Source organism: Brevundimonas sp. SL130 (assembly GCF_026625805.1).
Lineage (GTDB): Bacteria > Pseudomonadota > Alphaproteobacteria > Caulobacterales > Caulobacteraceae > Brevundimonas.
The window spans coordinates 2,338,328-2,364,102 of sequence record NZ_CP113064.1; the positions used below are offsets into that span (position 1 = coordinate 2,338,328).

Consider the following 25,775-nt stretch of genomic DNA (forward strand, 5'->3'; position numbering starts at 1 on the left):
CCCCGGCCCCAGCGGCGCTAGTCCGGCGACAGATTTCGAAAGTCACCCGTCCATGCTTCCCTATCAGCCCGCCCCCTTCCCGCTCGCCCGTCCGCGGCGTCTGCGCGCCAGTCCCTGGGTGCGCCGCCTGGTCGCCGAGACCGTCCTGACCCCGGCCGATCTGATCTGGCCCCTGATCGTCCACGACGGCGCCGAGGACCGCGTCCCCGTCGCCTCCATGCCCGGCGTCTTCCGCCTGTCGCCCAAGGCGGCGGCGGCGGCGGCGGTCGAGGCGCGCGACCTGGGCATTCCGATGATCGCCCTGTTCCCCAATGTGGACGGCGCCATCAAGGACGCGGTCGGCACGGGCGCCACCGATCCCGACGGCCTGATCCCCGACTGTATCAAGGCCATCAAGGACGCCGCGCCCGAGATCGGGGTCATGACCGACGTGGCGTTGGACTGCTACACCGACCACGGCCACGACGGGGTTCTGGAGGGCGACCGGATCGTCAATGACGCCAGCCTGGACCGCCTCGCCGAACAGGCCTTCATCCACGCCCACGCCGGCGCCGACGTGGTCGCCCCCTCCGACATGATGGACGGCCGCATCCAGGCGGTGCGCGAGGCGCTCGAGGCCAACGGCTTCCATGACACCCTGATCCTGTCCTATGCGGCCAAGTTCGCCTCGGCCTTCTACGGCCCCTACCGCGACGCCGTCGGCTCCTCGACCGCGCTGAAGGGCGACAAGAAGACCTATCAGATGGACTACGCCAACTCGGACGAGGCCCTGAAAGAGGTCGCCATGGACCTGTCGGAAGGCGCCGACGCGGTCATGGTCAAGCCGGGCATGCCCTATCTCGACATCGTTCGCCGCGTGTCCGAAACCTTCCGCGTCCCGACCTTCGCCTATCAGGTGTCGGGCGAATACGCGATGATCCAGGCCTCCATCGCCAACGGCTGGCTGGACCAGGACCGGGCCATCCTCGAGACCCTGCACGGGTTCAAGCGCGCCGGCTGCGCGGGCGTCCTGACCTATTTCGCCCCCCAGGCCGCGCGGCTGCTGGGCTGATGGGCGGCGCCGTCCATATCCGCGCGGCGACCCAGGCCGACATGGCGGCCATCACCGCCATCTATGCCGAAAGCGTCGCCAACGGACGCGGCACCTTCGAGCTGGAGGCACCGGACGCGATCGAGATGACGGCCCGGTTCGCGGCGGTCCAGGCCCTGGGCCTGCCCCGGCTGGTCGCCGTGATCGACGGCGTCGTCGTCGGCTACGCCTACGCCGGCCCATTCCGCACCCGCCAGGCCTATCGCTACATGGTCGAGGACTCGATCTATGTCGCACCCGAGGCCCGCGGTCGCGGCGTCGCCGGCGCCCTGCTGGACCAGTTGATCAATCATTGCGAGGCTCTCGGTCTGCGCCAGATGGTCGCCGTGATCGGCGATTCCGACAACGCCGGCTCCATCGCCCTGCACCGCGCCCGTGGCTTCGCCGACGCCGGCGTCTTCAAGGCGGCGGGCTGGAAACACGACGACTGGCGCGACGTCGTCTTCATGCAACGCGAACTGGGCGCGGGCGGCCAGACCCCGCCGGACGCGCCGGGCCTGCCGCTGGTGGACAAGAAGCCGGCGCGGTGAATGACACGGGCGATACATTGCGGCGCCGGATGGCGACGCCTATCCTCGGCGGCGTGAAGATCGTCTCGTCCCTTCTGCGGCTGATCGGCGCCCTGGCGGTGCTGAGCCTGGGCGCCGTCCCCGCAAGCGCGCAGGACCACGCCCACCACGCCGGTCACGATCTGGCCGATACGCCCGCCGACTCCCACGCCATGACCAGCCCCTACGGCCCCTGGCCCATGAGCCGGGACGCCTCGGGCACCAGCTGGCAGCCCGACTCCGGCGAACACGCCGGCATCCACACCGTCCGGGGCGACTGGATGGTGATGACCCACGCCCTGCTGAACCTGACCTACGACACCCAGTCCGGGCCGCGTGGCGGCGACAAGACCTTCGTCTCAGGCATGCTGATGACCACGGCCCGCCGCGACTTCGACGACGGCTCGACCCTGAACCTGCGCGCCATGCTCAGCCCCGACCCCGTAATGGGCAAGTCCGGCTATCCGCTGCTGCTGGCCGCCGGCGAGACGGCGAACGGCGTCGATCCCCTGGTCGATCGCCAGCACCCGCACGACTTCTTCATGGAGCTGTCGGCCAGCTATTCGAAGCGCCTGTCCGACAAGGACAGCCTCTACGCCTACATCGGCCTGCCCGGCGAGCCCGCCTTCGGCCCGCCCGCCTTCATGCACCGGATGAGCGCGATGGACAGTCCCGAGGCGCCCATCACCCACCACTGGCTGGACTCGACCCACATCGTCTTCGGCGTCACGACCCTGGGCTGGGCCCACGACCGGTTCAAGATCGAGACCTCGGCCTTCAAGGGGCGCGAGCCGGACGAGGAACGCTGGGGCATAGATGCGCCGAAACTGGACAGCTGGTCGGTGCGGGGCTCGTGGAACCCGACGGCCGACTGGTCCTTCCAGGCCTCCTACGCCGACGTCTCGGCCCCGGAACAGCTGGAGCCCGACGAGGACGAGACCAAATGGTCAGCCAGCGCGATCCATACCCGTCGCCTGGGCGAGACCGGCTGGTGGTCCTCGACCCTGGCCTGGGGCCGCAAGACCAACAGTCACGACGAGTCCAAGGACGGCTGGCTGCTGGAATCCGCCGTCCATCCGAACGAGCGCTGGACCGTCTTCGCCCGCGCCGAACGGATCGAGACCGACGAACTGGTCCCCGGCGACCACGGCGGCCACGGCGAGCTCTATACGGTCGGAAAAGCCTCTCTGGGCGCCGTCCGCGACTGGCGGGTCGCCCCCCGCGTCCGCTTCGGCCTCGGCGCCCTCTATGCGATGAACCGCGTGCCGGACGCGCTTGAGCCGATCTACGGCGGCGATCCGGACGGCGGGATGATCTTCATGCGCCTAAAGATCGACTGACGGTTCAGGCCCGCCCGGTCTCCGCCGGGTGGGCCGACGGCGCCTCCAGGCTGCGGGCCAGCTCATAGCCGACCACGGCCACGCCGACGACGAGACCCACTCCGCCGGCGATCAGCACCAGGCGGACATGCCGGTGCAGGTGATAAAGCAAGGCGCCGAGCATCGACGGTCCATCCTGTCGGATCGTCCCATTTCGATCCGTTCCAGGCATTTTACAGCAAAACCGATACCGAACTGAATCGCAGGTCCGTGAACGCGATTTTATCAGACCAGACGGCTCTGCACCACGGCCGCCTCGATGAAGCTGGCGAACAGCGGGTGCGGCGCGAACGGCCGGCTCTTCAGCTCGGGATGGTACTGGACGCCGATGAACCACGGATGGTCCGGCCGCTCCACCGTCTCGGGCAGGACGCCGTCGGGCGACAGTCCGGCGAACACCAGCCCGGCCTTCGCCTCGATCGCCTCGCGATAGTTGATATTGACCTCATAGCGGTGGCGATGCCGTTCGCTGATGGCGGTGGAGCCATAGATCTCCGCGATCTTGGACCCGGCGGTCAGCGTCGAGTCATAGGCGCCCAGCCGCATGGTGCCGCCCAGGTCGCCGCCCTGTTGGCGCAGGACGCGCTGATTGCCCTGGGTCCACTCGGTCATCAGGCCCACGACCGGTTCGGCCGTCGGACCGAACTCGGTGGACGAGGCCTTGGGATAGCCGGCCAGGTTCCGCGCCGCCTCGATCACCGCCATCTGCATGCCGAAGCAGATGCCGAAATAGGGGATGTTGCGCTCGCGAGCGAACCGCGCCGCCTCGATCTTGCCTTCCGAGCCGCGCTCGCCGAAACCGCCCGGCACCAGAACGGCGTGGGCGCCCTGCAGCCGCTCCTCGCAGGCCTCCGGATCGCCCTCGAAGGTGTCGGCCTCGACCCAGTCGATATTGACCTTGACGTTATTGGCCACCCCGCCGTGATGCAGGGCCTCGATCAGGGACTTATAGGCGTCCTTCAGCACCGTATATTTGCCGACCACCGCAATGGTGACCTCGCCGTCCGGGTGCAGCCGGCGGCGCGCGATCTCCTGCCAGCGCGACAGATCGGGCTCGGGCGCGTCCTCGATGCCGAAGTGGGCCAGGACTTCCCGGTCCAGCCCCTCGCGGTGATAGTCCAGCGGCACGGCATAGATGTCGGCCGAGTCCATCGCCTCGATGACGCTGGTTTCGCGAACGTTGCAGAACTGGCCGATCTTGCGCTTTTCCTCGGCCGGGATCGGCTGTTCGCAGCGGCACAGCAGGATGTCCGGCTGGATGCCGATCGAGCGCAGCTCTTTGACCGAATGCTGGGTCGGCTTGGTCTTCATCTCGCCCGCCGTCTTGATGAAGGGCAGCAGGGTCAGGTGGACGAAGCACGACCGGCCGCGCGGCAGGTCCTGCCCCAGCTGGCGGATGGCCTCAAAGAAGGGCAGGCCCTCGATGTCGCCGACCGTGCCGCCGATCTCGACCAGGACGAAGTCAACGGCCTCGCCCTCATCGGTCAGGGCCGGCGTCAGGCAGAAGGATTTGATCTGGTCGGTGACGTGCGGAATGACCTGGACGGTGGCGCCCAAATAGTCGCCGCGACGCTCCTTCTCCAGGATGGTCGAATAGATCCGGCCCGTGGTGATATTGTCGGACTTGGCCGCCGACACCCCGGTGAACCGCTCATAGTGGCCCAGATCCAGGTCGGTCTCGGCGCCGTCGTCGGTCACGAAGACCTCGCCGTGCTGGTACGGGCTCATCGTGCCCGGATCGACATTGAGATAGGGATCCAGCTTGCGCAGACGGACCTTGTAGCCACGCGCTTGCAGAAGAGCGCCGAGAGCGGCGGAGGCGAGGCCTTTTCCTAGCGAGGAAACCACGCCGCCGGTGATGAACACATAGCGAGCCATGGGCGGACACCTTACTCCATGATTCGCGTCCGACGCATCGGCCGCCGCGAATCGAACTGTTGATCAAAAGAAGAAAGCGCGCCCTGCGGCGCGCTTTCAGGAAATCGGGTCGGTCGCCGGCCCGTTACTGGGCGGGCTGCTGGGCCGGAGCGGTCGCCGGCGCCGTCGTCGCCGACGGCAGGCTGGCTTCCAGATCGTCCAGCGACGGAGCCGTCGGCTGGGCCGGCGCGGCCGGTTGCGGCTGAGCGGGCTGTTGCTGTTGGGTCTGCGGCGTGGTGGCCAGCGAACCCACGGCGTCGGCGTCGATCATCGAGACCGAGGCGCGATCCATATTGCCAACGACCGTCAGCACGATCGTCAGGCCGAACAGAAGGAAGGCCAGCACCCAGGTGATCTTGGTCAGCAGATTGCCGGCGCCGCGCGCCGTCATGAAGCCGGAAGGGCCGCCGCCCATGCCCAGCGCGCCGCCCTCGGAGCGCTGCAGCAGCACGACGCCCGTCAAAGAGACGGCGATCAGGATGATGGCGACGAGCAGGATGGTCTGGAGCATGGCGTCATTCATGTAGGCGCGGAGCTGCGCCGATCAAGCGGCGGCCTCTATCACCGAAGCCGCCGGGGGGCAAACCTCAAGCCGCCTTCAGGCGGCGCGAATGATTTTCAGGAAATCCTCGGCCTTCAGCGACGCCCCGCCGACCAGGGCGCCGCCGACCTCGGCCACGCTCAGGATTTCGGCGGCATTGTCCGGTTTCACCGATCCGCCGTACAGGATCGGCGCCCGTCGCGCCGCCTGCCCCAGACGCCGGATCATGGCCGACCGCACAGCGGCATGGACCTCTGCGATCTGCTCCAGGCTGGGCGTCAGGCCGGTGCCGATGGCCCAGACCGGCTCATAGGCGACGGCGAAGGGCCTTTCCGACAGACCATCCGCCAAAGATCCCTCCACCTGAGCACTGACGACCGCCACAGCCCGCCCCGCTTCACGCTGCTCCAGCGTCTCTCCGACACAGATGATGGGCTCCAGACCAACGGCAATCGCGGCCTCGACCTTGGCCGCCACCTCGGCATCCGTTTCACCGAAATCGGCGCGGCGCTCCGAGTGGCCCAGAATCACCAGCGTGGCCCCGGCATCGACCAGCATCTCGGCCGAGACCGATCCTGTGCAGGGGCCCGACGGCGCTTGATGACAATCCTGTCCGCCCAGTTCAACTCGCCCACCCGCCAGGACATGCCGCATGCGATCCGTCAGGGTGGCCGGCGGACACAGGGCGATGCGGCAATCGGCCCGCACGTCGTGCACATCGTCGAGCAAGGCCTGCGCCTCGGCCAGATCGCTTGCGACCCCGTGCATCTTCCAATTGCCGACGATCAGCTTCACGGATTGTTTCATCGCGCCTGTCTAGGGGGCGAAAAGGGCCAAGCCAAGAGGGACGCCGCAATCTGACCCTAACGCCGTCCTTGCGGGGGCGCGCCCGCCCCGACTATACGCCGGAGCGACGCCACTGTCGGCAAATCTCCGGGTCTTCGAATGATCACCGCCTTCCGCGCCTTCTCGCGCTCCAAGTGGGCCGCCGCCCTGCTCGTGCTGATCGTGCTCAGCTTCGTGATCGTAGGCGCCCGCATGGATGTCTTCGCCAACCTGGGCCCGAAGCACGTGATCGACGCCGGCGAGCGTTCGATGAACGAAGCCGAGTTCAGCACCGCCTTCGGGCGGGTGCGTGAGAACATCCAGCAGCAGGCCGGTCGTCCCGTGACCAACGAGGACCTGATCGCCGAGAACATCCACACCCGCTTCCTGGACAGTCAGACCGAACAGCTGGGCTTCCTGAGCTGGGCCTGGAAGGCGGGCATCCGCCCCGGCAAGGAACTGATCGTCAAACAGATCCGCCAGATCCCGGCCTTCTTCAACTCGGTCACCGGCCAGTTCGACCAGCAGGCCTATGAGACCGCTCTGGCTCAGCAGAACCTGACCCCGGCCATGCTGGAGCAGGATCTGCGCGACCAGTATGCGACCGAGCATTTCGGCTCCGCCATCTTCGCCGGCGCCCGCGCCCCGCGCATCTATGGCGCCCTGCTCGCCGGCGCCGCCTTCGAAACCCGCGACGGTCGCTGGTTCGAGGTCACGCCCGCCATGGCCGGCCAGGTTCCCGCCCCGACCGACGCCCAGCTGAACGCCTTCATCCAGGAAAACGCCGCCCGTCTGCGCGCCCCCGAGTTCCGGATGGTCTCGGTCGTGCTGTTCACGCCCGACCCCGGTGCCGCCCCCTCGATCTCCGACGACCGGATTCGCGAACGGTTCGAGTTCAAGAAGGACAGCCTGAGCCAGCCCGAGACCCGCACCTTCGTCACCCTGACGGCGCCGAACCGCGACGTGGCTCAGAAGATCGCCGCCGCCCTGCGCGCCGGTCAGTCGCCGGAGAATGTCGGCCGCGCCAACAGCATCCAGCCCGCCAACTTCAACGCCACGCCTCGCGCCGCCATCGGCGACGCCGCAACCGCCGCCGCCGTCTTCGGCCTGCAAGCCGGTCAGGTTTCTGATCCTGTTCAGGCCGGCGTCGGCTTCGCTGTTGCGAAGCTGACCGCAATCCAGCCGGGCCGGCCCGCCACGCTGGAAAGCGCCCGCGAGCAGATCGTTCAGGAACTGCGCGCCGAGGACGTGAAGGGCCAGACCTACGCCAAGGTCGAAAAATACGAAGCCGCCCGCACCGCCGGAAAAAACCTCGCCGACGCCGCGCGTGAGGCCGGCGGCCGGATCGTCGACCTGCCCCCCTTCACCCAGGACGGCAAACTGCCGAACGGCCAGGCTCTGAACGCCCCGCCGCAGATCTTCGAAACGGCCTGGAGCCTGACCAAGGGCGGCGAAAGCGACGTGATCGACGCCGGCCAGGGCCAGTATTTCGCGGTCCGCGTGAACGACATCCGCCCGTCGGCCCTGCCGACCCTGGCCGAGGTCCGCGCCCCCCTGGCCGCCCAATGGACCCAGCGTGAGATTTCGCGCCGTCTGGCCGCCAAGGCCGAGGAACTGGCCGGCCGCGTTCGTCAGGGCCAGGACATCGCCGCCGTGGCTCGCTCGGTCAACGCGCCTCTGACGGTCCGCACCGGCGTGGTGCGCGACCAGGCGACGCAACAGTCCCTCGGCCAGGGCGTGCTCCAAGGCCTGTTCGGCCAGGGCAAGGGCCAGGTCTTCTCGCAACCCGGCGAGGGCGGCTATCTGGTCGGCCGCGTGGACAATGTTCACGCCGCAAACCCGGCGGTCGCCGGTCCCCTGGCGGAACAGGCCCGCCCGCGGATCACGCAGGAAATGGTTCAAGCCATGGTGCAGACGGAAATGACCGCCGGCGCCACACGCTCCAAGGCCAAGAACGACGTCGCCCTGGCGCGTCAGGCCCTGGGCCTGGCCGCCGAGCCGACCGCCCCCACCGCTCCGGCCCAATGACCGAGGCGGCTTCCGGCGAACCCGACTTCGACGCCTTCGCCGCCGGCCTTTCGGCCGGCCGGCCGCAGGTGCTGGTGCGGCGCGTCATCGACGATCTGGAGACGCCGGTCTCCGCCTATCTGAAGCTCGGTCACAGCCGGCCCTACGCCTGTCTGCTGGAATCGGTCGAGGGCGGCGCGGTCAAGGGCCGCTATTCGATCCTGACCCTCGACCCCGACGTGGTCTGGCGGTGCCGGTCGAACGCGGCGGAACTGGCGCGCGGTCCCGCCATCGCCGAGGGCCGCTTCACGCCCGAGGCCCTGCCGGCCCTCGGCTCGCTGCGCGCCCTGATCGCCGCCTCCAAGTTCGACCTGCCCCAGGGCCTCCCGCCGATGGCCGCGGGCCTGTTCGGCGTCTTCGGCTACGACATGGTGCGCCTGCTCGAGCCGCTGGGCGAACCCAATCCCGATCCGCTGGATCTGCCGGACGCCGTCCTGACCCGCCCGTCCCTGGTGGCGATATTCGATTCCGTCGGCCAGGAGATCATCCTGGTCTCCGCCGCCTATCCCGACACGGGCGCCGCCGCACGCGCGGCCTTCGACGCCGCCGTCGCCCGACTGGATGCGTTCGAGACCGCCCTGCGCGAACCTCTGCCCGTCCGCGCTGCGCCACAGCCCACGCCCGCCCCGACCTTCGTCTCGCCCGTGGACGAGGCCGGCTTCGGCGAGATGGTGGCCAAGGCCAAGGACTATATCGCCGCCGGCGACATCTTCCAGGTCGTGCTCAGCCACCGCTTCTCGGCCCCCTGGACCGAAGATCCCTTCGCCTTCTACCGCTCCCTGCGTCGCCAGAACCCGTCGCCCTATCTCTTCTATCTCAACTTCGAGGGCTTCCAGCTGGCCGGGTCCAGCCCGGAGATCCTGGTTCGGCTCAAGGACGGACAGGTCACCATCCGCCCGCTGGCCGGCACCCGCATGCGCGGCGCCACGCCCGAGGCGGACAAGGCCTTGGAGGTCGAGCTTCTCGCCGATCCCAAGGAGCGGGCCGAACATCTGATGCTGCTGGACCTGGGCCGCAACGACGTCGGCCGCGTCGCGGCGCCGGGCACGGTCGAGGTGACCGAGAGCTTCGTCGTCGAACGCTACAGCCAGGTCATGCACATCGTCTCCAATGTGCGCGGCAAGGCCGATCCGAAACTGGACGCCGTCGACACCCTGCTCGCGGCCCTGCCCGCCGGCACCCTGTCAGGCGCACCCAAGGTCCGTGCGATGGAAGTGATCGACGAGCTGGAAAGCGAAAAGCGCGGCGTCGGCTATGGCGGCGGGGTCGGCTATATCTCTGCGGGCGGCGAGGCGGACATCTGCATCACCCTGCGCACCGCCCTGTTCGCCAACGACCGAATCTTCGTCCAGGCCGGCGCGGGCGTGGTCGCCGACAGCAATCCCGCCGCAGAATACGCCGAGACCCAACACAAGGCCCGTGCGCCCATGCGGGCCGCCGACGACGCCTGGCGCTTCCGCACCGGCAATCGCTAGGGCGTATAGGTCGAGACGGGCTCGTCAAAGCGGACGCCAGGCCCCAGCACCACCACGCCGGCCATGACCACGGCCGCCGTGGCGGCCAGGGCGGCGGCGCCCAGGGCCGCATAGGGGCTGATCGGCTTGGGTTCGACCACGACCAGCTTCGCCTTGGCGGCGGCGATCTTGTCGGCGATGTCTTTTTCGGCGCTCAGTTTCACACCCCCATCTGCCTCCACCAATGTTAAGATGCGCTTTAACGCCGCGCACGCTTGGCGCGGCGGCTTGTCACGCCTAGAAGCCAGATCATGATCCTCGTCGTCGATAACTACGACAGCTTTACCTATAACCTCGTCCACTACCTCGCGGAGTTGGGCGCGCCGACCCATGTGGTGCGCAACGACGACCTGACGGCGGACGAGGCCTGGGCGCTGAACCCCGCCGCCGTCCTGCTGTCCCCCGGCCCCTGCGCGCCGGACCAAGCCGGCATCTGCCTGCCCCTGATCGAAAGCGCCCCGGCCTCCATGCCGATCCTCGGCGTCTGCCTGGGGCACCAGGCCATCGGCCAGGCCTTCGGCGGCGACGTGATCCGCGCCAAGACCCTGATGCACGGCAAGACCTCGCCGATCCTGCACGACGGCCACAGCGTCTTCGCCGGCCTGCCCTCGCCCTTCACCGCCACCCGCTATCATTCCCTGGCCGTGAAGCGCGAAACCCTGCCCGACTGTCTGGAGGTGACCGCCTGGACCGCCGACGGCGAGATCATGGGGCTCCAGCACCGCAGCCGCCCGATCCATGGCGTCCAGTTCCACCCGGAATCCATCGCCACCGAACACGGCCACGACATGCTGGCCAACTTCCTCGAGATCGCCGGCGTGAAGCGCCTCGCGGCCGCCTGATCGTGGCCGCCTGATCATGGCTGACGGATTCAAGCCGATCCTCGCCCGCTTGGTCGAGGGCCACACTCTGACGTCCGAGCAGGCGCACGACTTCTTCGCCGCCTGCCTGCGCGGCGAGCCGACCCCGTCCCAGGTCGCCGCCGCCGTCACCGCCCTGCGCATCCGGGGCGAGACGGTGGACGAGATCGCCGCCTTCGCTCAGGCCATGCGCGACGCCGCCCTGACGCTGGATCATCCGTACGAGGTGATCGACACCTGCGGCACCGGCGGCGACGGCCAGCACACCTACAACATCTCCACCGCCGCCGCCCTGGTTCTGGCCGGCGCGGGGCTCAAGGTCGCCAAGCACGGCAACCGGGCCATATCCTCGAAATCCGGCTCCTCCGACGTCCTGTCGATCCTGGGCGTCAACCTGGCGGCCACCCCGGATCAGCAGCGCAAGGCCCTGGACGAGGCCGGCATCTGTTTCCTGTTCGCCCCCGCCTATCACGGCGCCATGCGCCACGTCGGGCCGGTGCGGGCCGAGATCGGTTTCCGCACCGTCTTCAACCTGCTGGGCCCGCTGTCCAACCCGGCCCAGGCGAAACGCCAGGTCATGGGCGTCTATGACCCCCGCCTGCTGGAGCCCCTGGTCGAAGTTCTGGGCCGGCTCGGCGCGACCCGCGCCTGGACCGTCCATGGCCAAGGCCTGGACGAACTGGCCACCTCCGGCCCGACGGAAGTCGCCGAATGGAAGGACGGCGCCGTGCGCCGCTTCCAAGTCACGCCCGAGGACGCCGGTCTTCCTCGCGCCTCCATCGACGCCATTCGCGGCGGCGACGGCGAGGAGAACGCCGCGGCCCTGCGCGCCCTGCTGGCGGGTCAGACCGGCGCCTACCGCGACATCGTCCTGCTGAACGCCGCCGCCGCTCTGGTGGTGTCGGATCGCGCTGCGGATCTGGCTGAAGGCGCCGCCCTCGCCGCCGCCGCCATCGACGACGGCCGGGCCGCCGAGGCGCTGGAGCGTCTGGCCCGCATCACCTCCACGCCGCTGGATACCGAAGACAAAGCATGACCGACGTCCTGGACCGCATCGCCGCCTACAAGCGCGAGGATGTCGCCGCCCGCAAGGCCGCGACCTCCCAGGACGCCATCGAGGCCCTGGCCAAGGCCGCCTCGGCCCCACGCGGCTTCCGCGCCGCTCTGGACCGGACCGTCGAACGGACCGGCCGCCCCGCCCTGATCGCCGAGATCAAGAAGGCCAGCCCGTCCAAGGGCCTGATCCGTGCCGACTTCGACCCGACCGCCCTGGCCATGGCCTACGAGGCCGGCGGCGCCTCCTGCCTGTCGGTCCTGACCGACGGCCCCAGTTTCCAGGGCGACGACGCCTATCTGGGCCAGGCCCGCGCCGCCACGGCCCTGCCCTGCCTGCGCAAGGATTTCCTGGTCGACCCGTGGCAGGTGGCCGAAAGCCGGGCCCTGGGCGCCGACTGTATCCTAATCATCCTGGCCATGATCGACGACGCCCTGGCCGCCGAACTGCTGGCCGAGGCTCAGCGCCTGGGCATGGACGCCCTGATCGAAACCCACGACGAGGCCGAAATGGCCCGCGCCTGCGCCCTGGACGGCGACCTGGTCGGGATCAACAACCGGTCGCTCCGCACCTTCGAGGTCGATCTGGGGGTGACGGAGCGCCTGTCGATGCTCAGCCCCGTCCGCGCCCTGCTGGTCGCCGAGAGCGGCATCTTCACGCCCGAGGACGTCGCACGCGTCTCCGCCGCCCACGCCCAGGCTATTCTGGTCGGCGAAAGCCTGATGCGTCAGGACGACGTCGAAGCCGCCACGCGCAAACTTCTGGCCGCCTGATTCAACCCAACGCGCGCCGCGAACCGACGCCGTTAAGTTGACATTAGGAAGGAACACTTACAGAACATCGTCAATGTTCACGGCCCGTTCCGATTCGAGGGAAGGGCCTATGAGGGCCTGGCGATGCTCACGCGCAAGCAGCACGAACTGTTGATGTTCATCCACGAACGGATTCAGGAGACGGGCGTCTCCCCCTCGTTCGACGAGATGAAGGAGGCGCTGGATCTGGCGTCCAAGTCGGGCATCCACCGGCTGATCACGGCGCTGGAGGAACGCGGTTTCATCCGCCGCCTCGCCCACCGCGCCCGCGCCCTGGAGGTGACAAAACTGCCTGAACAGGCCACCGCCGGCGCCCCGCGCGGCCGGGCCGGCTTCAAGCCCGACGTCATCGAGGGCGGTGGCGGCGCGCCCCGCCCCGCGGCGTCCTCCGCCGCCAACGACACGCGCGAACTGCCCCTGCTGGGCAAGATCGCCGCCGGCACCCCCATCGCCGCCATCCAGCACGAGCAGGAGCGCCTGTCCGTGCCCGAATCCATGCTGGGCAAGGGCGATCACTACATCCTCGAGATCGAGGGCGATTCCATGATCGAGGCCGGCATCCTGAATGGCGACCTTGTGGTCATCCGGCGCGGCGACACGGCCAACAACGGCGAGATCGTCGTGGCCCTGGTCGAGGGCGAAGAAGCCACCTTGAAACGCCTGCGCCGCAAGGGCGGCTCCATCGCCCTGGAGCCCGCCAACCGCGCCTACGAGACCCGCATCTTCGGTCCTGACCAGGTCGAGGTCCAGGGCAAGCTGGTCGGCCTCATGCGCCGCTATCACTGACGTCGGGATCCGACTGACGCGCCCAGGGCCGCCGGCCCCGCACGTCGGCCGTCCAGACCGCTCGCCATCGGTTCGCTCCGGCGGGGCCGTCGCGCCACAGCTCGACCGCCCCGCCGCGCGCGAAATCGGCCCCGTCCAGAACCAGTCGTCTGTCACATGACGTCGGCAGGGCCTGAACCACAGCCCTAACGCTGACGACGGCCGCCGCACGGCACAGGGCGCTCATCTGCGCCATGTCCGGCGGCCGCCTGCCCCACCACAGGACGACAGGCCCCGTCTCGGCGGTCTCGGGGCGGCATGAGGATCGATCGCAGATCCAGCCCGCCTGCGGCCGATCCGCCAGGCTCAGCCCGCGTCGCCGGGACCACAGGTCCGCCGCGAACTCTCGCACGCCCGGCCGGATCACGACCGCCTCGCCCCGACGGTGAAAGGCCGCATTGGTCCCCCCGTCGCCGATCCAGACATCCGGCGTCGGCGCGCGCGGCCAGACCAGCACCGCCGCCGCCAGGGGCAGCCCCAGCCACCGCAGCCGCCCCTGCCACAAACAGACGAACAGCACGCCCAGAAAGGCGATGGGCAGCACATAGTCCGGCGCACTCGCCACCGTCCGCACCGCGCCCGGCAGGCCCGCCGTCCAGGTCCCGATCGCCAGCATCAGATCGACGCCCCATCCCGCCACCGCCAGAAACGGTCCACCCAGTCCCAGCGGCTCCAGCGCCGCCCCCAGCGCCAGCGCCGGCATCAAAACAAAGTCCGCCACCGGCGCCGTGCCCAGATTGGCCAGTAGCCCGTACATGGCCGTCCGGTTGAAATGCTGCATAGCGAACGGCCCCGTCGCCAATCCCGCCACCACACTGGCCGCCACCGCCGCCGTCAGCCAGCCGCCGAACCTCTGCGCCGCCACAATGGGCCAGGGCGCCGAAATCTCCCGCACCCGTTTGGGCCAGGCCTCGACCAGGGCGACCAGCGCCGCCGTCGCCGCAAAGGACATCTGGAAGCCCGGCGTCACGATGGCCTCCGGCTGGATCACCAGCACGGCGAAGGCCGCCACCGCCAGCCCGTGCATCGTCACCGCCTGCCGATCCAACAGAATGGCCAGAAAAGCGATAGAGGCGGTAATCGCCGCCCGCTCGGCCGGAGGCGGTGATCCCGACACGATCAGATAGGCCCCAACCGCCGCCAAACCCGCAATGGCCGCCACCTTCTTGCCCGGAACCCGCAACGCCAGCCACGGCCAGGCCGCCACCCCCAACCGGGCCGTGAAGAAGACGAAGCCGCCGACAATCGCCATGTGCAGACCCGAGACGGAGAGGATGTGGGCCAGCCCCGAGTCCCGCATCACGTCCATGTCGCTCTGGCTGATCCAGGTGTCGTGGCTTGTCGTCATGGCCGCTGCGATCCCGCCCGTCCGCTCGCCCAACCGCGCCACGATCCGTTCGGCCAGGGCGTAACGCGCGCTGTTCACGGCCATTTCCAGACGCAACCGCCACGGCGGCGGCGGCAGATCCAGCCTTCGCGTCTCATCCAGGGCGAAGGCGACGCCGCCCATCCCCTGATAGAAGGCGCCGCGGCCAAAGTCATAGGCGCCGGGGCTGGCCGGCGCCGGCGGCGGATTGAGAAGGACAAACAGGCGCACGGCCTCGCCGGGCCGAGGCGGCTCGCCCCGCACCGTGGCCCTCAGTCGCACCGGGGTCTGATCCGCCGCCAAGCCCCGAATCCAGACCGGCGCCACGACAACCCGCGCGCCTCTCTGGCCGGGGCCGTCTACATCCACCACCCAGGCCTCGATCACCGTGGCTTCGCTCAGCGCCTGGGCGATGGGAGCCGCGACCAGTTCGGTGCGAATTTTGGCCGCCGCCAGTCCACCCGTCAGACAGGCCAGCATCATCAACGGCCAGGTCAGACGTCTTGCCCAACCGCGCCGCCGGGCTGCGAGCCAGCCGGCGGCCGCCGCGACCGCCCCCAACGCCAGCGGCCACAAAGCCGGCTCGGACCGCAGCGCGAAATAGATCGCTCCGCCCCCGCCAAAGGCCACGGGCGCCCACAACCGCCATCTCAGCGTCTGCGCCGCCGCCTCTTCCGCCAGCCAAACCCGCAATCGCGCGCCGGGGGTAGGCTTTGTCGTATCGGAGCGTATAAGGGCCTCGCTTACGGACCCTTCCCCCATGACCTTGCCTTCTTCGACTGTCGTCACTCGCTTCGCCCCCTCGCCGACAGGCTACCTGCATATCGGCGGGGCGAGAACCGCCTTGTTCAACTGGTTATACGCCAAGAGACACGCTGGGCGTTTCCTGATCCGGGTCGAGGACACCGACCGCGAGCGCTCCACCGACGACGCCGTCAAGGCCATTTTCGAAGGCCTGAGCTGGCTTGAGCTGTTCGCCGACGACGAGCCCGTATTCCAGTTCAGCCGCGCCGACCGCCACCGCGAGGTCGTGAACCAGCTGCTCGAGACCGGCCACGCCTATCGCGATTTCACGACCGCCGAAGAGACCGGCCGCCTGCGCGACGCCGCCAAGGCCGAGCGTCGGGCTTTCGAATCTCCCTGGCGCGACCGCAGCCCGACCGTAGACGACCTGGCCCTGCCGCACGTGGTCCGTTTCCGCCGCCCCCAGTCCGTCACGGTCACCGTCGCGGATGAGGTCCAGGGTTCGGTCAGTTGGTCGACCGACGACCTCGACGATCTGGTCCTGCTGCGCTCCGACGGCGCCCCGACCTATAATCTCGCCGTGGTGGTCGATGACCACGACATGGGCGTGACCCACGTCATCCGCGGCGACGACCACCTCAACAACGCCGCCCGCCAGAGCCTGATCTACGACGCTCTGGGCTGGGCCCGACCGACCTTCGCACATATCCCGCTGATCCACGGTCCCGACGGCGCCAAACTGTCGAAACGCCATGGGGCCCAGGCGGTCCACGAATATGCCGAGATGGGCTATCTGCCCGAGGCCATGCGGAACTACCTGGCCCGACTGGGCTGGGCGCACGGCGACGACGAACTGTTCAGCGACGCCCAGGCTGTCGAATGGTTCGACCTGGCCGGCATCGGCAAGGCGCCGGCGCGCTTGGACTTCGACAAGCTGGCCCACGTCAATTCGCACTGGCTGCGGCTCGCCGACGATGAACGCCTGGCCAAGCTGACGCTGGACGTCCACCTCGCCCGTGGCCGGCCGCTGGCGGAATCCGACGAGGCCCGGCTCCAACGCGCCATGCCCTTCGTCAAGGACCGCGCAAAGACTGTCTTGGAGCTGGCCGACCAGACCGAGTTCGTCCTCAAGGCCCGCCCCCTGGCCATCGACGAGAAGGGCCGCGCCCTGCTGTCCGGCGAGACCCTGGACCGCCTGGCGCGCCTGCGCGACCGCCTGGCCCTGTTCCAATCCTGGGACGTCTTCGCCCTCGAAGCCGAGCTCAAAAGCTTCGCCGAATCCGAACAGGTCGGGTTCGGCAAGATCGGTCCGCCGATACGGACGGCCCTTACCGCAGGGTCAACTTCACCCGATATCGCACGAACTTTGTCCGCTCTCGGGCGCGACGAAAGTCTCGGGCGCTTGGATGACGCGCTGCAACATACTAAGTGATCAACCACAAACCTAAGAGCGCCCGGCGCCTCCCCGCGATCGGACGTCCAAATGCAAAGGGGCATTGATGACTGACCAAGCCAAAACCGCCACGCTTTCCTTCGAAGGCAAGAGCGTCGATCTGCCTGTTCTGTCGGGATCCACCGGTCCGGACGTTATCGACATCCGCAAGCTCTACGGCGGCACGGGCGCCTTCACCTTCGATCCTGGCTTCACCTCCACCGCTGCGTGCGAGTCGGCCCTGACCTATATCGACGGCGACGCCGGTGTGCTGCTGCACCGCGGCTATCCGATCGACCAGCTGGCGTCGAAATCGAACTTCGTCGAGGTCTGCCACCTGCTGCTGCACGGCGAACTGCCGACTGCGGCGCAGTACGAAAAGTTCGAAGACAGCATCACCATGCACACGATGCTGCACGCCCAATTCGACCGCTTCTTCGAAGGCTTCCGTCGCGACGCCCACCCGATGGCGATCATGGTCGGCACCGTCGGCGCCCTGTCGGCCTTCTATCACGACAGCCTGGACATCCATGATCCGGTGCAGCGCGACATCTCGGCCATCCGCCTGATCGCCAAGATGCCGACCATCGCGGCCCGCGCCTACAAGTATCACATCGGCCAGCCGTTCGTGTCGCCGCGCAACGACCTGTCCTACGCCGAGAATTTCCTGCGCATGTGCTTCGCCGTGCCGGCCGAGGACTATCACGTCGATCCGGCCCTGGTGCGCGCCATGGACCGCATCTTCACCCTGCACGCCGACCACGAACAGAACGCCTCGACCTCGACCGTCCGTCTGGCCGGTTCGTCGGGCGCCAATCCGTTCGCCTGTATCGCCGCCGGCATCGCCTGCCTGTGGGGCCCGTCGCACGGGGGCGCCAACGAAGAGGCGCTGACCATGCTCAAGCAGATCGGCACGCCGGAAAACATCCCGGAGTTCATCCAGGGCGTGAAGGACCGCAAGTACAAGCTGATGGGCTTCGGCCACCGCGTGTACAAAAACTACGACCCGCGCGCCAAGGTCATGCAACAGTCGGCCTATGAAGTCCTGGCCGCCACGGGCCGTGAGAACGATCCGCTGTTCCTGGTCGCCAAGGAGCTGGAGAGGGTCGCGCTGAGCGACGAATACTTCACCTCGCGCAAGCTGTTCCCGAACGTCGACTTCTATTCGGGCATCACCCTGTCGGCGATGGGCTTCCCCACCACCATGTTCACCGTCCTGTTCGCCCTGGCCCGCACCGTGGGCTGGATCTCGCAGTGGCAGGAAATGATGGCGGATCCGTCGCAGAAGATCGGCCGTCCGCGTCAGCTCTACACGGGCCCGACCGAGCGCGACTATGTGCCGATCGAACAGCGCGGCTGATCGAGCGCCACTGGCCTGAAATGCAGAACGCCGGGGCGCAGGCCCCGGCGTTTTTCTTTATCTGAAACAGAACCGACGCCTATCTGGCGGCCTTGGCCTCGATGACCTTGAGCACGGCCTCGGCGGCGAGCGCCGAAGGGTCCGGCCCGCCTCGCCCCATCAGGTCCAGCGCCGCCGTCTGACGCCTCGCCTGCTCGGCCGCAGCCTCGGGATCATTCAGCAACCGCCCGACGGCGCCGGCCAGATTTTCGACAGACGCCTCGCCCTGGATGAACTCCGGGGCGATCCGCTGATCGGCCGCGATGTTGAACAGGGTGATGTGTTTCGCCGTCACCACCCGCTTCATCAGTTCATAGCTGAGCCCGCCGATCTTGTAGGCGATCACCATCGGCGCCCCGGCCAGGGCCAGTTCGGTCGAGACCGTGCCGCTGGTGGCCAGGGCCGCCGTCGCCGCGCGCATGGCGTCATATTTCTCGGCCTCATCGACCAGATGGACGCGGAAGGGCCAGGCGGACACCCGGCCGACCACATCCTTGGAGACGGTGCCCGCAGCCACCACAGCGACGTCCATCAGCGGGTTCAGGGCCTTCAGACGCGCCACCGTCGCCTCATAGACGGGCGTCATCCGCGCGATCTCGGCAGGGCGACTGCCCGGCAGGATCAGCAGCAGTTTCGCATCGGCGGCTATGCCCCGGCGGGCGCGGAAGGCCGCGCCGTCGGCGTGATCCATGTCCACATGAAGCGCCGAAGACCCGACCACGGTCGTGGGCAGGCCCGCCCGCTCGAACCAGGGCGCGTCGAAGCTGTAGAGGGCCAGCAGGTGATCGACGGTCCGCGCCAGGGTCTTGGCCCGAACGGGACGCGACGCCCAGACCTGAGGCCCGACATATTTGATCAGAGGCACGTCCGGCCGCGCGGCGCGGATCGCCTCGGCCACCCGAATGGTGAAGCCCCAGCTGTCGATCAGCACCACGGCGTCCGGCTGTTCGCGCTCCGCCAGAGCCGCCGTTTCCCGAACCCGGCGCCGGACCATGCCATAGGCGCGCAGGCCCTCGATCCAGCCCAGGATCGACAGCTCGGCGATATCAAACGGACTGACGACGCCCTCCGCCGCCATGCGGGGCCCGCCGATGCCGACAAAGCTCACCGTGTCGCCAAGCCGCTTCCGCAGCGCCTGGGCCAAGCCGGCGCCGAGCGCATCGCCCGAGGCCTCCGCCGCGACCAGCATGATCTTCAACGGACGGTTCATCGGTCTTCACCCCAGACGAACAGACCCAGACGGTCCGCCGCCGCCACTATAGCCGGCCGGTCGATCAGGATCAGCCGCCCGGTCACGCCGCCTATGCCCGCCAGGCCCGCCGCCGCCGCCAGCTCGACCGTGCGCGGCCCGATCACCGGCATATCGACGCGCAGGTCCTGGATCGGCTTGGGCGCCTTGCCCAGCGCGCCCTTGCGGGCAGCCTCCGAACCGCGAAGATCGGCCGGCAGGCCCGCCACCCGGTTCAGCATGGCGTCAGTGCCCTCCTGGGCCTCGACCGCCAGCACCAGGCCGTCACAGACGACCGCGCCTTGGCCGATGTCCAATTCGCCCGACTTCTCGGCGACATACAGCGCCTTTCTCAGATCGGCCAACTGCTCGGGCGTCGGGGTCACAGCGCCGAGCGCGCCCTGCGCCAGGGTCTCGCCGCCCAGGATGTCATCGGCGCCTTCCACCGCGAACCCCTCGGCCTCGAAGATCGACAGAATCTTGCGCAGCAAGGCGTCGTCGCCCTGGGTCGCCGCAGCGACGATCCCCGGCAACAGGGTCGCGCCCTTGAAGTCGGGCTTCAAACTCTTGAAATCGGGTCGATTGACGATGCCCGCCAGACAGACGGTCGTACAGGCTTCAGCCTTCAGCGCCTTCAGTATGCCCCCGATCTGGGCCATGCCGAACTCGGCGCCCGGCCAGCGGGTCAGATGGGGGTCGGCGAACCCGGCCAGACGGATGATGAAGAGCGGCCGGCCCTCGGCGTCGCACCGCGCCGCCACCGCCGCCGGCAGGTCGCCGCCGCCGGCGATCAGGCCCAGCTTGCCGGGCGCGCTCATTCCGCGTTCGGCAGACACAGCGGACGCCGCCCGCCGTCGCGGATGAAGGCGATGATCTCCATGATCTCGGGCAGGTCGGCATAGGTATCGGCCACGCCGTCGATCCGGCCGGCGAACTCACCCTGCCCCTCGAACAGGTCGCGATAGGCCGCCAGCAGACGCCGCACCTGATCCTTGCCGTAGCCCTTGCGCTTCAGCCCGATCAGGTTCAGCCCGCGCAGTCGCGCGTGATTGCCCCATGCCGAGCCATAGGGGATGACGTCGCGGGTCACGGCGGCCAGACCGCCGATGATCGCCCCCTGCCCCACGCGCCCGTTCTGGTGCACGGCGCACAGGCCGCCCAGGAAGACCTTGTCGCCAATATGAGCATGACCGCCCAGGGTCGCGTTATTGGCCATGACCAGATTGCTGCCGACCACGCAGTCGTGACCGATGTGTGCGCCCGTCATGAACAGGTTGTTGGACCCGACCACGGTCACGCCCGTCCCCTGCGGCGTGCCCCGGTTGAAGGTGCAGTGCTCGCGGATCTGGTTGTTCTCGCCGATCTCCAGCCGCACCGGCTCGCCCTTGTAGCCGTTGTGCTGCGGGTCGCCGCCGATGACGGCGAACGGATGGATCACCGTCCCGGCCCCCACCGTCGTATCCTGCTGAACCACCACATGGCTGACCAGACGCACGTTCTCGGCCAGGACCACATTCGGCCCGACGGTGCACCAGGGCCCGACCTCGACCCCTTCGGCCAGGGTCGCCGTGGCGTCGATCAGGGCGGTGGGGTGGATGGTCATCAGGCGGCGGGCTCTGTCGCTGGAGTGGGTACGGTCACGACCATGGCCATGAATTCGGCTTCGGCGGCCAGCTTTCCGTCAATGAAGGTCTCGCCGCGGAACTTGTAGGCGTCGCCGCGCGCCTTGATCACCTTGACCTCCATGCGCAGTTGATCGCCCGGCCGCGCGGGTTTGCGGAAGCGCACGCCGTCGATGGACATGAACATGATGACCTTGTCGGCCACGGCAACGTCCAGCGTCTTGGACATCAGCAGGGCGCCCGTCTGGGCCATGGCCTCGACGATCAGCACGCCCGGCATGACCGGATCAATGGGGAAATGGCCCGGGAAGAAGGGCTCGTTATGGGTGACGTTCTTAATGCCCACGATGGAGGTCCGGGGCACGAAGGCCTCGGCCTTGTCCACCAGCAGGAAGGGATAACGGTGCGGCAGCCGCCGCATCACCTCGGCGTAATCGATCTTGCCGTCTTCGCTCATCCCTATGATTCCTTCGGGGCCTTCTTTGAAGAGGCCTGTTTGGCGAGCCAGATGGTTTCGCGCAAGAACTGTCGGATCGGACGGGCCGGATAGCCGGACCAGGTTTCGCCCGCAGGGATGTCCGCCAGCACCCCGGCGCCGGCCGCAACCCGCGCGCCCTCGCCGATGGTGATGTGGTCGCCGACCCCCGCCTTGCCGCCGAAGATGACGTTGTCGCCGCTGGTCACGGAGCCCGAAATGCCGGTGTTGCCGGCCATCAGATTGTTGCGGCCGATGACGCAGTTGTGGCCCACCATGACCAGATTATCGATCTTGGTGTTCTCGCCGATGACCGTATCGTCATAGGCGCCGCGATCGATGCAGGAGTTGGCGCCGACCGTCACCCCGTCTTGCAGAATGACGCGACCCAGTTGGGGAATATCCATGGCGCCGGCGGCGGTGCCGGTGGCGCCGAAACCCGCCTCGCCGATCCGCGCTCCGGCGTACAGCTTCACCCGATCCCCGATCAGGGTGAAGCCGACGGTGACGTTCGAACCGATCACGCAATCCCGGCCGATCTGCACGCCCGGACCGATGACGGTGTTGGCGCAGATGCGAGAGCCACGCCCGATGCGCACGCCCTCGCCCAGGACGACGCCCGGCTCCACGACCACACTGTCGTCTTCGGCCGCCGCGGAAGCCGTGATGGCGCGGTCGAGGGCGACCGGGCGGTGCAGCAGGGCCGAGGCCATGGCCCAGGAGGCCTGGGGCGTGCGGGAAACGATGACAGCGGCCTCGGGGGGCGTGGAAGCGACAGCCTCGGCCGGCACGATCACGCAGCCCGCCTTGGTCGCCGCCAGGGCCGCCGCGAACTTGCGGTCGCCCAGAAACGCGATCGCGCCCCCGTCCGCAGAGGACAGGGGCGCGACGGAACCTATGATCCGATCCCCGCCCCTCTCGACCTCGCCTCCGATTTGCGCCGCCAGATCGGCGACGGACAGGGGGGCGAGGGTTTCGAAGAAGCGGGTATCGGGCATGTGGACCTTAGTTGGCGGCGGCCGGCTGTTGCGACTGCTGGGCCGGCACAGCCATGCGGTTGAACGACAGGGTCGGCAGGGCGGCGTTCAGGCGCTGGATCGCGGTGTCGGTCAGGTCCATGGCCGGGTTCATCATGAAGACGCTCTCGCGGTCCAGCAGCAGGCCGCAGCCCTTCTCCTGGTACAATGCGGTCAGGATGGGAGAAACGGCCTCGGTGATGGCCTGACGTTGCATGGCCAGGGTGTAGCGCAGTTCGTTCTCACGCGTGCTTTCCAGCTGTTGGGCTTCCTGGGCGCGTTGTTGCAGGGCCTGACGGCGCGACTGCAGGTCAGCGGCAGGCAGGCTGGCGCCCGAGGTCTGCAGTTGCTGGGCTTCCGACTGGATGGCCGTGGCATAGGGCTGGAGCTCGCCCTGAACTTCCTGGGCCAGTTGCTGCATGCGCGCCTCAACGGCCTGACCAGCGGCCGATTGGGCCAGCAGGCGGGCGTTGTAATAGACGCAGACGCCCGGAACGACCGGACCCGGGTTGGCGGGCGCGGCGGCCGATTGGGCCGAGGCGACAGTGGCGACCAGCGAAGCGGCGGCCGTGGCGGCGATGATCAAAGCTTTCATGGGACTTCCTCGTGCGGGCGCTTTTGCGTCGCGGGCTTAGAACTGAGTAGAGGTCGAGAAGCGGAAGGATTCCGTCTTGTCGTAGTCTTCCTTGGCCAGGACCTTGGAGATGTCGAACCGGATGGGGCCCATCGGCGACTTCCAGTGGATGCTGACGCCGGCCGAAGCCCGCAGGGACAACTCGTCGGCGATTGTGTCATCGACCGTGCCGCTGGTCGTCAACTTATAACGGTCGTCCAGCACACCCAGCGTACCGACATCGGCGAATAGCGAAGTCTTGATGCCGTATTGTTCCGGCAGATAATTCGGCAGGGTGAGTTCGAAGGTGCTGATGGCGTAGAAATTGCCGCCCAGGGCATCGGTCGTATCCAGGTCGCGCGGCCCCATGCCGGCGGTTTCGAAGCCGCGGAAGCTGTTGCCGCCCTTGAAGAAGCGGTCGTTGATCCGGATCGGATCGCCGTTCCAGCCGCTAATATAGCCGGTCGAGCCCTGAACGCTGACGACCCACCGCGGGGTGATGCCGTAATACCAGGCCGCGTCAGCCTCGGTCTTCACATAGTTCACGTCTCCGCCCAAGCCGGCGAAGTCCTGACGCAACGAACTGGACCAACCGCGCGTCGGCCGCACAGGGTCATTGGTGAAGTTCATCTGCAGCGTATAGCCGACCGACGAGTTCAGATAGCTGCCGACCTGATCGCACAGCGCCGAAGACCCGCTGCCGGTCGTGCTGCAATAGCCGTCAGGAACGATGATCTCGTCCGACTTCAGGAAGTAGCGGGTGCTGAGCAGCATATTGCCGTTCAGCGGATAGGACAGGCGCAACCCGCCCCCGGTCGACCGGTAGTCGTACGACGAATATTCGCTGAGGTCGTACCGCGAGTGGAACAGGTCCCAACCGGCGCGCAAATCGCGGCCCAGGAATTTCGGCTCGGTGAAGCGGAAATCGACCTGCTGACGCAGCGACCCCCATTCTGTCCGGGCGACGACGTTCTGGCCGCGGCCGCGGAAGTTCTTTTCCGAAATGCCCAGGTTGACCGTGAAGGAGTCGACCGAGCTGAAACCGGCGCCGACCGAAAGTTCACCGGTGGGCTGTTCTTCGACATTGACGTTGATGACCGACCGGTCCGGGGCGCTGCCGCGGGTTTCTTCGATCTTGACGTCCTTGAAGAAGCCGAGCGCGCGCAGATTATTGCGCGACCGCTCCATCAGGGCGCGGTTGAAGGCGTCACCTTCGGTCAGCATCAGTTCGCGCCGGATGACCGGGTCGATGGTGCGCGTATTGCCGACCACATTGATGCGGTCGATGTAGACGCGCTGGCCTTCCGAGACGTTGAAGGTCACGTCCACCGTGTCCGTGTCGGGATTGGCCTTGTAGGTCGGATTGATCTCGACGAAGGCGTAGCCGGCCGATCCGGCGGCGAAGGTCAGGGCGTCGACCGCCTGCTCGATCTTGTCGCTCTCGTAGAGCTGGCCTTCGCGGATCGGCACCAGCGCCTTCAGGAACTGGGCGTTCAGGCGGTCATTCTCAGTGATGACGTCGACCTTGCCGAAATTGTACTTGTCGCCTTCGTTCAGGGTCAGGGTGACCTGGAAGGCCTGATCGTCAGGCTGCAACTCGGCGACCGAAGAGATGATGCGGAAGTCGTAGTAGCCGCGGTTCGTATAGAATTTCCGCAGTTGCTCCTGATCATAGTCCAGGCGGTTCGGATCATAGTTGTCGTTGCTGGAGAAGAATTTCCACCACAACGACCGTTCCGTGACCATCACATCGCGGACGTCACCGTCCGAGAAGGCGTGGTTGCCCAGCACATTAATGGCGCTGATGCCGGTCTGGGGCCCTTCGTTGATCTCGAAAATGACATCGACGCGGTTTTGTTCGAGCTGAACCAGTTTGGGCGTCACGGTCGCCGAAATGCGACCTTGCAGTCGATAAAGCTCAACGATGGCGCCGACGTCTTCCTGCACCTTGGCGCGGGTGTAGATGCCGCGGGGCTGAAGGGTGACTTCTTTCGTCAGCTTGTCCTGCGACAGCGCGCTGTTTCCCTCGAACACCACCTGGTTGATGATCGGGTTCTCAACGATCTGAACGATCAGGTCGCCGTTCTGAACACCCAGCTGAACATCCGCGAACAGACCGGTGCGCGACAAGGTCCGAACTGCGACGTCCAGAATCGAGGCGTCGACCGTGTCGCCGGGACGGATCGGCAGATAGGACAAGACCGTCGTCTGATCGATCCGCTGCGCACCCTGCACCAGGATGCGGTTGACCGTCAGAGTCTGCGGCGCGGCGATCTCGACGCGCGGCGGTTGACCGTCAGCGGGGGCGGCCTCAGAAGCCGGCGCCGACTGAGCGAAAGCGGGGGCGCCGAGCCCAGCGGCGACGGCCAGCGCAAGAAGGCTGGAACGGGCGCCCAATCGGACGGCGGCGCGAGATTTCATGTCATTCATTCTGAAAACCATCGGGGG

General features: G+C 67.8%; 24 protein-coding genes. 11 read left to right on the plus strand and 13 right to left on the minus strand.

The features are described from left to right. Positions 1-52 precede the first annotated feature (52 nt). The 3 genes from hemB to OU998_RS11445 are packed head-to-tail and all read left to right on the plus strand — an operon-like array spanning position 53 to position 2,978. Entirely contained in the window at positions 53-1,051 is a 999-nt protein-coding gene (hemB, locus tag OU998_RS11435) for a porphobilinogen synthase (protein WP_267513638.1), read from the plus strand. Next, positions 1,051-1,620, plus strand: coding sequence for a GNAT family N-acetyltransferase (locus OU998_RS11440; RefSeq protein WP_267513639.1), 570 nt, complete (start codon positions 1,051-1,053; stop codon positions 1,618-1,620). Before hemB ends, OU998_RS11440 begins: the two co-directional genes overlap by 1 nt. A gap of 29 nt (positions 1,621-1,649) precedes the next feature. Beyond that, complete coding sequence (locus tag OU998_RS11445; protein WP_267513640.1) at positions 1,650-2,978, plus strand: hypothetical protein; 1,329 nt, start codon at positions 1,650-1,652, stop codon at positions 2,976-2,978. 4 nt (positions 2,979-2,982) lie between these two features. Here the strand turns inward: OU998_RS11445 and OU998_RS11450 are convergent, their stop codons facing one another. From OU998_RS11450 to tpiA, 4 genes are all read right to left on the minus strand, one after another. Continuing rightward, the gene (locus OU998_RS11450; RefSeq protein ID WP_267513642.1) at positions 2,983-3,141 is read right to left on the minus strand and encodes a hypothetical protein; all 159 of its coding nucleotides are present in this window, start codon (positions 3,139-3,141) and stop codon (positions 2,983-2,985) included. 101 nt (positions 3,142-3,242) lie between these two features. After that, positions 3,243-4,895, minus strand: coding sequence for a CTP synthase (locus tag OU998_RS11455; RefSeq protein ID WP_267513643.1), 1,653 nt, complete (start codon positions 4,893-4,895; stop codon positions 3,243-3,245). A 124-nt stretch (positions 4,896-5,019) separates the two neighbouring features. Continuing rightward, the gene (gene secG, locus OU998_RS11460) at positions 5,020-5,445 is read right to left on the minus strand and encodes a preprotein translocase subunit SecG (protein ID WP_420709733.1); all 426 of its coding nucleotides are present in this window, start codon (positions 5,443-5,445) and stop codon (positions 5,020-5,022) included. An 87-nt stretch (positions 5,446-5,532) separates the two neighbouring features. Then, complete coding sequence (gene tpiA / locus OU998_RS11465) at positions 5,533-6,282, minus strand: triose-phosphate isomerase (RefSeq protein WP_267513646.1); 750 nt, start codon at positions 6,280-6,282, stop codon at positions 5,533-5,535. A gap of 138 nt (positions 6,283-6,420) precedes the next feature. Here tpiA and OU998_RS11470 point away from each other — a divergent pair, with 138 nt between their 5' ends. Both OU998_RS11470 and trpE read left to right on the plus strand, forming a co-directional pair. Then, positions 6,421-8,328, plus strand: a complete 1,908-nt coding sequence (locus OU998_RS11470) for a peptidylprolyl isomerase (RefSeq protein WP_267513647.1) — start codon at positions 6,421-6,423, stop codon at positions 8,326-8,328. Continuing rightward, positions 8,325-9,842 (plus strand): anthranilate synthase component I, encoded by a 1,518-nt coding sequence (trpE, locus tag OU998_RS11475; protein ID WP_267513648.1) that lies wholly within the window; start codon positions 8,325-8,327, stop codon positions 9,840-9,842. The genes OU998_RS11470 and trpE overlap by 4 nt, the downstream gene beginning before the upstream one ends. On the opposite strand, the gene OU998_RS11480 is transcribed toward trpE, so the two are convergent. Then, on the minus strand, positions 9,839-10,045 hold the full coding sequence (locus tag OU998_RS11480) for a peptidoglycan-binding protein (protein WP_267513649.1): 207 nt from the start codon (positions 10,043-10,045) through the stop codon (positions 9,839-9,841). The genes trpE and OU998_RS11480 overlap by 4 nt on opposite strands. 87 nt (positions 10,046-10,132) lie before the next feature. Between OU998_RS11480 and OU998_RS11485 the strand changes: the two genes are divergently transcribed. From OU998_RS11485 to lexA, 4 genes are all read left to right on the plus strand, one after another. Continuing rightward, positions 10,133-10,723: an anthranilate synthase component II gene (locus OU998_RS11485; protein WP_267513650.1), complete on the plus strand. Its 591-nt coding sequence runs from the start codon at positions 10,133-10,135 to the stop codon at positions 10,721-10,723. Between the two features lie 16 nt (positions 10,724-10,739). Continuing rightward, on the plus strand, positions 10,740-11,777 hold the full coding sequence (trpD, locus tag OU998_RS11490) for an anthranilate phosphoribosyltransferase (protein ID WP_267513652.1): 1,038 nt from the start codon (positions 10,740-10,742) through the stop codon (positions 11,775-11,777). After that, positions 11,774-12,568, plus strand: a complete 795-nt coding sequence (gene trpC, locus OU998_RS11495; RefSeq protein WP_267513653.1) for an indole-3-glycerol phosphate synthase TrpC — start codon at positions 11,774-11,776, stop codon at positions 12,566-12,568. The genes trpD and trpC overlap by 4 nt, the downstream gene beginning before the upstream one ends. 123 nt (positions 12,569-12,691) lie before the next feature. Then, a complete protein-coding gene (gene lexA, locus OU998_RS11500; RefSeq protein WP_267513655.1) occupies positions 12,692-13,393 on the plus strand; it encodes a transcriptional repressor LexA in 702 nt (233 codons plus the stop codon). On the opposite strand, the gene OU998_RS11505 is transcribed toward lexA, so the two are convergent. Then, the gene (locus OU998_RS11505) at positions 13,374-15,560 is read right to left on the minus strand and encodes a ComEC/Rec2 family competence protein (RefSeq protein WP_420709836.1); all 2,187 of its coding nucleotides are present in this window, start codon (positions 15,558-15,560) and stop codon (positions 13,374-13,376) included. The two genes, lexA and OU998_RS11505, sit on opposite strands and share 20 nt — an antisense overlap. On the opposite strand from OU998_RS11505, the gene gltX reads away from it, so the two are divergent. After that, positions 15,559-16,974, plus strand: a complete 1,416-nt coding sequence (gene gltX, locus OU998_RS11510) for a glutamate--tRNA ligase (protein ID WP_267513658.1) — start codon at positions 15,559-15,561, stop codon at positions 16,972-16,974. The genes OU998_RS11505 and gltX overlap by 2 nt on opposite strands. Positions 16,975-17,041: 67 nt before the next feature. Next, positions 17,042-18,334 (plus strand): citrate synthase, encoded by a 1,293-nt coding sequence (gene gltA, locus OU998_RS11515; RefSeq protein ID WP_267513659.1) that lies wholly within the window; start codon positions 17,042-17,044, stop codon positions 18,332-18,334. Between the two features lie 79 nt (positions 18,335-18,413). Here the strand turns inward: gltA and lpxB are convergent, their stop codons facing one another. The 7 genes from lpxB to bamA are packed head-to-tail and all read right to left on the minus strand — an operon-like array spanning position 18,414 to position 25,757. Further along, entirely contained in the window at positions 18,414-19,583 is a 1,170-nt protein-coding gene (gene lpxB / locus OU998_RS11520; protein WP_267513661.1) for a lipid-A-disaccharide synthase, read from the minus strand. Further along, complete coding sequence (gene lpxI, locus OU998_RS11525; RefSeq protein WP_267513662.1) at positions 19,580-20,419, minus strand: UDP-2,3-diacylglucosamine diphosphatase; 840 nt, start codon at positions 20,417-20,419, stop codon at positions 19,580-19,582. The genes lpxB and lpxI overlap by 4 nt, the downstream gene beginning before the upstream one ends. Further along, positions 20,416-21,204 (minus strand): acyl-ACP--UDP-N-acetylglucosamine O-acyltransferase, encoded by a 789-nt coding sequence (gene lpxA / locus OU998_RS11530; protein ID WP_267513663.1) that lies wholly within the window; start codon positions 21,202-21,204, stop codon positions 20,416-20,418. Before lpxA ends, lpxI begins: the two co-directional genes overlap by 4 nt. Beyond that, complete coding sequence (fabZ, locus tag OU998_RS11535; RefSeq protein ID WP_135195914.1) at positions 21,204-21,680, minus strand: 3-hydroxyacyl-ACP dehydratase FabZ; 477 nt, start codon at positions 21,678-21,680, stop codon at positions 21,204-21,206. The genes lpxA and fabZ overlap by 1 nt, the downstream gene beginning before the upstream one ends. Positions 21,681-21,682: 2 nt before the next feature. Continuing rightward, entirely contained in the window at positions 21,683-22,696 is a 1,014-nt protein-coding gene (gene lpxD / locus OU998_RS11540; RefSeq protein WP_267513665.1) for a UDP-3-O-(3-hydroxymyristoyl)glucosamine N-acyltransferase, read from the minus strand. A 7-nt stretch (positions 22,697-22,703) separates the two neighbouring features. Beyond that, on the minus strand, positions 22,704-23,309 hold the full coding sequence (locus OU998_RS11545) for an OmpH family outer membrane protein (protein WP_267513666.1): 606 nt from the start codon (positions 23,307-23,309) through the stop codon (positions 22,704-22,706). 36 nt (positions 23,310-23,345) lie between these two features. After that, positions 23,346-25,757, minus strand: a complete 2,412-nt coding sequence (bamA, locus tag OU998_RS11550) for an outer membrane protein assembly factor BamA (RefSeq protein ID WP_267513667.1) — start codon at positions 25,755-25,757, stop codon at positions 23,346-23,348. Between the last annotated feature and the right edge of the window lie 18 nt (positions 25,758-25,775).